The organism is Pontibacterium sp. (assembly GCF_041587635.1).
In the GTDB taxonomy this organism is placed as follows: domain Bacteria; phylum Pseudomonadota; class Gammaproteobacteria; order Pseudomonadales; family Balneatricaceae; genus Pontibacterium.
This window is the reverse complement of record NZ_JBFGYC010000127.1, coordinates 1-8,181: the sequence shown is the minus strand read 5'-3', so window position 1 is coordinate 8,181 and position 8,181 is coordinate 1. Positions and strand designations below refer to the sequence as shown.

The 8,181-nt window shown below is 51.6% G+C and carries 8 protein-coding genes; all 8 read left to right on the top strand.

Annotated elements, in window-relative coordinates:
• Positions 1-547: NAD(P)H-hydrate dehydratase (locus ABYW01_RS08490; protein ID WP_372832053.1), on the top strand; the 547-nt coding region annotated here is incomplete at its 5' end.
• A 7-nt stretch (positions 548-554) separates the two neighbouring features.
• Positions 555-1,019, top strand: coding sequence for a tRNA (adenosine(37)-N6)-threonylcarbamoyltransferase complex ATPase subunit type 1 TsaE (gene tsaE / locus ABYW01_RS08485; protein ID WP_372832052.1), 465 nt, complete (start codon positions 555-557; stop codon positions 1,017-1,019).
• Positions 1,020-1,073: 54 nt separating this feature from the next.
• On the top strand, positions 1,074-2,375 hold the full coding sequence (locus ABYW01_RS08480; RefSeq protein WP_372832055.1) for an N-acetylmuramoyl-L-alanine amidase: 1,302 nt from the start codon (positions 1,074-1,076) through the stop codon (positions 2,373-2,375).
• Between the two features lie 14 nt (positions 2,376-2,389).
• Positions 2,390-4,303, top strand: coding sequence for a DNA mismatch repair endonuclease MutL (gene mutL, locus ABYW01_RS08475; RefSeq protein WP_372832051.1), 1,914 nt, complete (start codon positions 2,390-2,392; stop codon positions 4,301-4,303).
• A gap of 33 nt (positions 4,304-4,336) precedes the next feature.
• The gene (miaA, locus tag ABYW01_RS08470) at positions 4,337-5,242 is read left to right on the top strand and encodes a tRNA (adenosine(37)-N6)-dimethylallyltransferase MiaA (RefSeq protein WP_372832054.1); all 906 of its coding nucleotides are present in this window, start codon (positions 4,337-4,339) and stop codon (positions 5,240-5,242) included.
• Positions 5,243-5,357: 115 nt separating this feature from the next.
• Complete coding sequence (gene hfq / locus ABYW01_RS08465) at positions 5,358-5,600, top strand: RNA chaperone Hfq (protein ID WP_193954365.1); 243 nt, start codon at positions 5,358-5,360, stop codon at positions 5,598-5,600.
• Between the two features lie 8 nt (positions 5,601-5,608).
• Positions 5,609-6,910 (top strand): ribosome rescue GTPase HflX, encoded by a 1,302-nt coding sequence (gene hflX, locus ABYW01_RS08460; protein ID WP_372832050.1) that lies wholly within the window; start codon positions 5,609-5,611, stop codon positions 6,908-6,910.
• A gap of 145 nt (positions 6,911-7,055) precedes the next feature.
• Positions 7,056-8,181 (top strand): FtsH protease activity modulator HflK (gene hflK, locus ABYW01_RS08455; protein WP_372832048.1); only part of this gene is annotated, 1,126 nt, incomplete at its 3' end.

Genomic DNA, 8,181 nt, shown 5'->3' with positions numbered 1-8,181 from the left:
GGGGTTGGGGCGTGGAGCCTGGGGGCAGCAAATGCTACAACGGATTTTGGCGACTAAGACACCGTTGGTGATGGATGCCGATGCGCTGAACCTGATCTGCCTGTGGGGCATTGAGCGCTATCGTCGGGATAACTGGATACTCACACCTCATCCGGGTGAGGCGGGGCGTCTGTTGGAGCGTTCCGTCGCTCAATTGCAGCAAAACCGCTTTCAGGCGGTGGCCCAATTGCAGGATGCGTGCGGTGGTAGTGTGATTTTAAAAGGCGCAGGAACCCTGGTTACCGATGGTGATGCCTTGTATCTGTGCGATAAAGGTAATCCGGGAATGGCTGCCGGTGGGATGGGAGATGTACTTTCAGGTATCATTGGCGCTTTGTGGGCTCAGGGGCTCCAATCGGTGGATGCAGCGCGTATGGGGGTTTATCTGCATGCAGTCGCCGCTGACCGGGTTGCGGGGCGACAGGGTGAGCGTGGCATGATGGCCACGGACCTGATCGGTTGCCTGCCTCAGGTTATTAACGGACAACAGTGTATTAACGGAAACTAGAAAGCAGATGCAGTATCAGCGAGTATTGGCCGACGAGGCCGCAATGGTAGCGTTTGGCGCGGAGTTGGCACAGGTCAGTGACGGGCAAGGGGTAATCTTTCTTGAAGGTGACCTGGGCATGGGAAAAACAACGCTGTGTCGCGGTGTGCTGCAGGGATTTGGCCATAAAGGTGCAGTTAAGAGTCCAACCTATACGCTGGTAGAACCCTACGAATTGAAAGATAAGCAGGTCTATCACTTTGATCTTTATCGCTTATCTGACCCGGAAGAACTTGAGTATCTGGGCATTCGTGATTATTTTGACAATCAGGCGTTATGTTTGATTGAGTGGCCTGATAAAGGCGCTGGGATATTACCGCAGCCGGATTTGACTCTGTCTATCACCGTTGAAGGGCGTGGACGGCGGATTCAATGGCAGTCAGGCACTCAGTTTGGTCAGCAGTTGGCCGATAAACTTCTGGAGAAGAGATAAATTTAGATCAGGATGACGGGATTGCAGACGGTTTTGAGAGCAGTTGTATTGCTGATGCTGTGTATGTGCGTATCAGTGGTGCAGGCAGCAGATGTAAAGAATGTGCGTATCTGGTTGGCACCGGATCATGCGCGTCTGGTGTTTGACCTGAGTGGGCCTGTTGAGCACAAAATCTTTACCTTGAAGAAACCCGATCGCATTGTGTTGGATGTCTCTTCGTCCAGTATGAGCGCAAACCTCTCTAAGTTGTCATTGGCTAAAAGCCCCATTACACAGATCCGTAAGGGCAAGAATGGCAAGCAGCTGCGTGTTGTGCTGGATATGAAGCGCTCGGTACGACCGAAGAGCTTTGTGTTAAAGCCAAACCAGAAATACGGCCACCGTTTGGTGGTGGATCTGTACGACGAAACGGCAAAACCTAAGGTGGTTAAAAAGGCCGTTTATCGTCCCAAATCGACCGGTAAAGTGCGCGATATTATCGTCTCTATTGACGCCGGCCACGGCGGCGATGATCCGGGTGCCATCGGCGCTGGGCGGGTACGAGAGAAAGACGTAGTCTTGGCCATTGCGAAAGATTTGAAAAAGCTGTTTGATTCTACGTCGGGTTATAAAGCGGTACTGACCCGGAAAAGCGACTACTACATCAGTTTGCGTGGTCGTACAAAGAAGGCGCGTCAACAAAACGCTGATCTGTTTGTATCGATCCACGCGGATGCATTCAAAGACGCACGGGCAAAGGGCGCATCTGTCTGGGTGTTATCGCCACGGGGTGCGTCGGGTGAAGTGGGTCGCTGGCTGGCTCGTAAAGAGAACAGTGCCGATCTGATCGGTGGTGTAGGCAGTGTAAGCCTGGAAGATAAAGACGACGTTCTGGCAGGTGTGTTGCTGGATATGTCGATGACTGCAAGCCGGGCGGATAGCCGTCAGGTCGCCGGGAATATCCATAAAAATATCTCCAAATTTGCCCGGATGCACAAACCCTCGGTTGAGCAGGCCGGGTTTGTGGTACTGAAATCCCCGGATATCCCTTCTCTGTTGGTCGAAACTGGGTTTATCTCCAACCCGGGAGAAGCGAGAAAGCTGAAGACGCGTCAGTATCAGCGCAAGATGGCTCAGGCGATACATAGGGGCATTACGTCACACTTTGCTCGTAAGCCGCCGATGATGACTTATGTCGCTGAAGCCCAGAAATCAAAGAAATCTGACACCACCCGTGTTTATAAAGTGGTACGTGGCGATACGCTGTCAGTCATTGCGTCCCGCAATGGGGTTCCTCTGAAGAAGCTGCGCGCTGCCAATAAGCTGAAGAATGACCGCATCCGTATCGGTCAGGTTCTGAATATTCCTTCTAGTTAAACCAGGTTCCATACATGAAACGAATCAATCTGCTCTCGCCGCGTCTGGCTAACCAGATCGCGGCGGGTGAGGTCGTCGAACGTCCTGCTTCTGTGGTGAAAGAGTTGCTGGAAAACAGCATTGACTCTGGTGCCAATAAGGTGGATCTGGAGATCGATCAGGGTGGCGTAAAGTTGATTCGCATTCGTGATAATGGTGGCGGCATTACTAAAGAAGATCTGCCGTTGGCGTTGAGCCGACATGCCACGTCAAAGATTATTGAGCTTGAAGATCTGGAAGCCGTGGCGACGCTGGGGTTTCGTGGTGAGGCGCTGGCGAGTATCAGTTCCGTCTCACGATTGACCCTGACGTCACGTCAGCCGGGCAATGAGTCAGCCTGGCAGGTGCAAACTGAAGGGCGAGAGATGGATGCCGTCATCGCACCTGCGGCTCACCCTGAAGGCACGTCGGTAGAGGTCCGTGACCTGTTTTTTAATACCCCGGCGCGGCGTAAGTTTCTAAAGACTGAAAAAACAGAATTTAAGCATCTGGATGAGGTGGTGAAGCGCCAGGCGTTGGGGCGTTTTGATGTGGCCTTCCAACTGCGTCACAACGGTAAAGTGATTCATCAGTTGCGTCAGGCAGACAGCGAAATCGAACGCGAGCGGCGTATTGCATCCGTGTGCGGTTCTGCGTTTGTTGATAATGCCATGAAGGTTGATATGGAGGCCTCGGCATCAGGATTGCGGTTGTGGGGTTGGATTGGTATGCCGACGTTCTCTCGCAGTCAGGCTGATCTGCAGTACTTCTTTGTGAATGGCCGAATTATTCGCGATAAAGTGGTATCTCACGCAGTACGGCAAGCGTATCAGGATGTGCTGTATCACGGGCGCCACCCGGCGTATGTATTGTATCTGGAGTTGGATCCGGCGCTGGTGGACGTGAATGTGCACCCCACTAAGCATGAGGTTCGCTTTCGTGAAAGTCGCTTGGTGCATGATTTTCTGTTTCGGACGATTCATCGCGTGATCGCGGACGCGCGCCCTGACGAACAGGTTGTGGCGCAGTCCACGCCTGCAGGTGCATTGAATAGTCCGGCCGGTCTGGTGCCGGAGCAAGGTGGTGTTGCCCCGATCAACTTTGAGCAAGGGCGTATGTCGTTGTCGTCGGCTCCGCGTCCTTCAGCGCGGGGTGTGAATGAACAAATCGGCCAGTATGCGGCATTGCATCCGGATGTTGCTGCGGCGGAGCAGGGTCCGACAGGAATGTCCGGGTTCGCAGGAGCGCACGAATCGGTGAATGATTTTGCGCCACTGAATACATCAATAGCCTCTGCTGAAATGCCGGCAGAAAACGCTGAGCACTGTCCTCCGCTCGGGTATGCTGTGGCGCAGCTTCATGGTGTTTATATACTGGCGCAAAACGCGCAGGGTATGGTTGTGGTTGATATGCATGCGGCCCATGAGCGTATTGTTTATGAGCGGATGAAAAAGGCGTATGAAACTGAAGTCGTGCGCAGTCAACCTCTGCTGGTGCCGTTGAGTATGGCGGTAAGTGAGCGGGAAGCCGATTGTGCAGATGAGCAGCAAGAAACATTCAGGCGACTTGGATTCGAACTGGCGCGGATGGGGCAGGAGACGCTGGTCATCAGGCAGGTACCGGTCGCACTGGCTAAAGGCAATGTTGAGCAGCTGGTGCGTGATGTGTTGTCTGACATGCTGGTTCATGGCATCAGTCAGCGTATCGAGAATCATATCAACGAACTATTAGCGACAATGGCCTGTCACGGTGCGGTGCGTGCAAATCGGCAGCTGACTGTGACGGAAATGAATGCCTTGCTACGTGATATGGAGATGACAGAACGTAGTGGTCAGTGTAACCATGGTCGTCCCACCTGGACTCAGCTCAGTATGGCTGATCTGGATAAGCTCTTTATGAGAGGTCAGTAAGTGAGCAGTACGCAACTCCCGATCGTATTCTTGATGGGGCCAACCGCCTCGGGCAAAACTGCTCTGGCAATGGATCTCTATGATCAGCTTCCGTGTGAAATCGTCAGTGTCGATTCGGCGATGATCTATCGGGATATGAATATTGGTACGGCGAAGCCCGATGCGGAGATGTTAGTGCGTTATCCCCATCGTTTGATTGATCTTCGTGATCCTGCACAGGCTTATTCCGCTGCTGAGTTTCGCACTGATGCACTGGCAGAGATCGCGCGCATTCAAAACGCAGGTAAAATTCCGTTGCTGACGGGTGGAACTATGCTTTATTTCCACGCTCTACTAAACGGGCTTGCGACATTGCCTCAGGCAGATCCTGCTGTGCGTCAGCGCATTGAGGCAGAAGCTGCAGAAAAGGGTTGGTCAGCTATTCACGCACGTTTAGCGGATGTCGATCCACAATCTGCAGAGCGATTAAATCCGAATGACTCTCAGCGTTTACAGCGTGCGCTGGAGGTATATGAGATCACCGGTCGTTCCATGACGGAGCACTGGGCCGAGCAGCAGGCGCAACGCTTGGATAGACCTGTGGTGTCGTTGTCGGTGATGCCGCCAGAACGCTCTGTACTGCATGAGCGTATTGCGCAGCGTTTCCAGATTATGCTGGATCAGGGGTTTGAAGAAGAAGTTAGGGCTTTGTGGGAGCGTGGTGATCTGGATCTGTCGATGCCTTCCGTACGTTGTGTTGGATACCGACAGATGTGGGAGTACTTTTCCGGGCAGTGGGACTACGAAACCATGCAGTTTAAAGGGGTCGTGGCTACGCGCCAGCTGGCCAAAAGGCAGATCACGTGGCTGAGAAGTTGGGAAAATCTTAACTGGCTGGACACAAATGATCGAGATATTACGTCTAAAGCCTTGAAATTGATCAACTCTGTCATTATATAATGACAGGCTGACCGTTAAACTCTGCTTGTGGGCTAGAATACAGGTGGATTTTTGGTCAGATATAAAAAATTATAATCAAATATATAACGAAAATTTTTTCAGGAAGGAGTTTGTAATGTCAAAAGGGCAATCTTTACAAGACCCTTATTTGAACGCTCTGCGTAAGGAAAGGGTACCCGTATCCATTTTCTTGGTAAATGGCATTAAGTTGCAGGGTCAAATCGAGTCTTTTGATCAGTTTGTTATTCTGTTGAAAAATACAGTTAGCCAAATGGTCTATAAACACGCTATTTCAACCGTTGTGCCAGCACGTCCCGTGAAGCTGCCGCCGGCGGAAGAGCCTAAGTCTGCCAGCTGAGGTTATAATTGTTCTTCGAGCGTCCCGAATCTGGCGAACTCGCCATACTAGTGCATTTAGATCTGGCTGATGAAGCCGATCAGGAAAGTCCCCGAGAGCTCGAAGAGCTTGCGCTTTCAGCAGGTGCTGACCCCGTTGAATTCTTGACGGGGTCACGTGCACAACCCAGTCCAAAATTCTTTGTTGGTGCCGGTAAACTGGAGGAGCTACGTGCTCTTGTTCAGATGCATGGTGCTGAACTGGTTATCTTTAATCACGCCTTGAGTCCTGGTCAGGAACGTAATATCGAGCGTGAGATCAAGTGTCGAGTGCTTGACCGAACCGGTCTGATTCTCGATATTTTTGCCCAGCGTGCGCGTACCCATGAGGGTAAGTTGCAGGTAGAGCTGGCGCAACTTGAGCATATGTCGACCCGTCTGGTGCGTGGCTGGACCCACCTTGAACGCCAGAAAGGTGGTATCGGTTTGCGTGGTCCGGGTGAAACTCAGCTTGAAAGTGATCGACGGATGCTTCGGGCGCGTATCAAGAGTATTCACAAGCGACTGGACAAAGTACGTAAGCAACGTGATCAGGGGCGTCGTTCCCGTCGCCGTTCAGAGATCGCCACGGTATCGCTGGTGGGTTACACCAATGCGGGCAAGTCGACGCTCTTTAATCAGATAACCGCGTCCGATATTTATGCTGCGGATCAGTTGTTTGCAACGCTGGATCCAACGCTACGTCGTATCACTCTTGATGATGCAGGCCCGGCTATTCTTGCGGATACGGTAGGGTTTATTCGTCACCTGCCGCATAAGTTGGTGGAGTCATTCAGGGCGACGTTGCAGGAAACATCTGAGGCGACGTTGTTGTTGCATGTGATAGATTGTTATGACGATGAACGTCACGACAACATTCACGAAGTAGAGAAAGTGTTAAAAGAGATCGGGGCTGAAGATATTCCGCAGCTTCAGGTTTACAACAAGCTGGATCTGCTGGAAGGTCAGGCACCGCGTATTGATCGTGATGATGAAGGGCAGCCTGTAAGGGTTTGGCTTTCGGCGGTGTCCGGTGCGGGTACTGAGCTGCTGTTGCAGGCAGTGAATGAGTTGCTCGCGGATGATGTTTATCACGAAACAATCAGTTTATCGCCGCGTGATGGTGGTTTGCGTGCTCAGTTATATGAACAGGGTGCAGTACTGAACGAGTCCTACGATGATCAGGGGCATATGCAGCTGGAAGTGCGGTTGCAGAAAAAAGATCTGCTACAACTTTTAAGTCGGTTGGATATTCCGGCTGAACGCTATTGTTCAGTTGAGGTCCATCATTAAATAGCTGGGTAAAATCCTTTTATTTGCGACTATATTTAAATAGATCCGCTCTTTTGTCGGATAAATGCAAATGTTGCTTGCACAGTAATTAGGGGCTACCTACAATTTTCCTCAGCGAATCAAGCTTTTGGAACGGAGACACGTAATGGCTTGGAATGAGCCGGGTGGTAACGGCAATAATAATGATCCTTGGGGCGGTGGTGGTAAAAACCGCGGCGGCAATGGTGGTGGCGGCGATCAGGGACCTCCTGATCTGGATGAGGCTCTGCGAAAGCTTCAGGATCGTCTGAATAGTATTTTTGGTGGCTCCGGTAAAAAACCAAACAGTGGCGGCTTTGGCGGCGACGGTGGTGGATCGGGTTCAGGTTCTTCATCTGGTTCCGGATTTTTCCTGATCCTGATCGTAATTGCTGCTGTCCTTTGGGCCGGTATGGGTATGTATACCGTTGATCAGCAGGAACGTGGTGTTGTGCTTCGTTTGGGTAAATATGCCGAAACGGTAGGACCGGGTCTGCGTTGGAATCCACCGCTGATTGATGACGTGCAGAAGGTTAATGTCACCCAGGTCCGTACCCGTACGCACCGTGCGTTGATGCTGACCAAAGATGAAAACATCGTTGATGTGGATATGGCGGTTCAGTATGTCATTGCCGATCCAAAAGACTTCCAGTTGAGTGTTCGTGATCCTGAGGCGAGTTTGTCGCATGCAGCTGAGTCTGCGTTGCGTCACGTGGTGGGTTCAACCGATATGCACTCTATCCTGACGCAGGGGCGTGCAGCGCTGTCTGTTAAGGTGCAGGAGCGTCTTCAGAGTTACATGGATGACTACAGTACAGGTCTGCAGATCTCTAAGGTCAACGTAAAAGAAGCTAAAGCGCCGAGTCAGGTTCAGGATGCATTTAACGATGTAATCCGTGCCCGAGAAGATGAAGTCCGTGTGAAAAACGAGGCTGAAGCCTATTCCAACGGCATCATTCCGGAAGCGCGTGGTCAGGCCCAGCGTATGCTGGAAGAGGCCAATGCATACCGTGAAGAGGTCATTGCAAAGGCTGAAGGTGAAGCGCGCCGTTTCACTGCGTTGTTGACTGAATATGAAAAAGCGCCGGACGTTACCCGTGAGCGTCTGTATCTGGATACAATGGAACAGGTTTTGGGTAATAGTCCTAAGGTTCTGGTCGATGTTGAAGGTGGTAACAACATGATGTATCTGCCGTTGGATAAGTTGAGCCAGGGTGCATCGGCTGCAGCTATGCCGCGTGTAGATGTCAATC

Bases quoted from the DNA above. Each gene is read 5' to 3' on its own strand.
- tsaE (WP_372832052.1), top strand. From the start codon at position 555: ATGCAGTATCAGCGAGTATTGGCCGACGAGGCCGCAATGGTAGCGTTT.
- ABYW01_RS08480 (WP_372832055.1), top strand. From the start codon at position 1,074: ATGCTGTGTATGTGCGTATCAGTGGTGCAGGCAGCAGATGTAAAGAAT.
- mutL (WP_372832051.1), top strand. From the start codon at position 2,390: ATGAAACGAATCAATCTGCTCTCGCCGCGTCTGGCTAACCAGATCGCG.
- miaA (WP_372832054.1), top strand. From the start codon at position 4,337: ATGGGGCCAACCGCCTCGGGCAAAACTGCTCTGGCAATGGATCTCTAT.
- hfq (WP_193954365.1), top strand. From the start codon at position 5,358: ATGTCAAAAGGGCAATCTTTACAAGACCCTTATTTGAACGCTCTGCGT.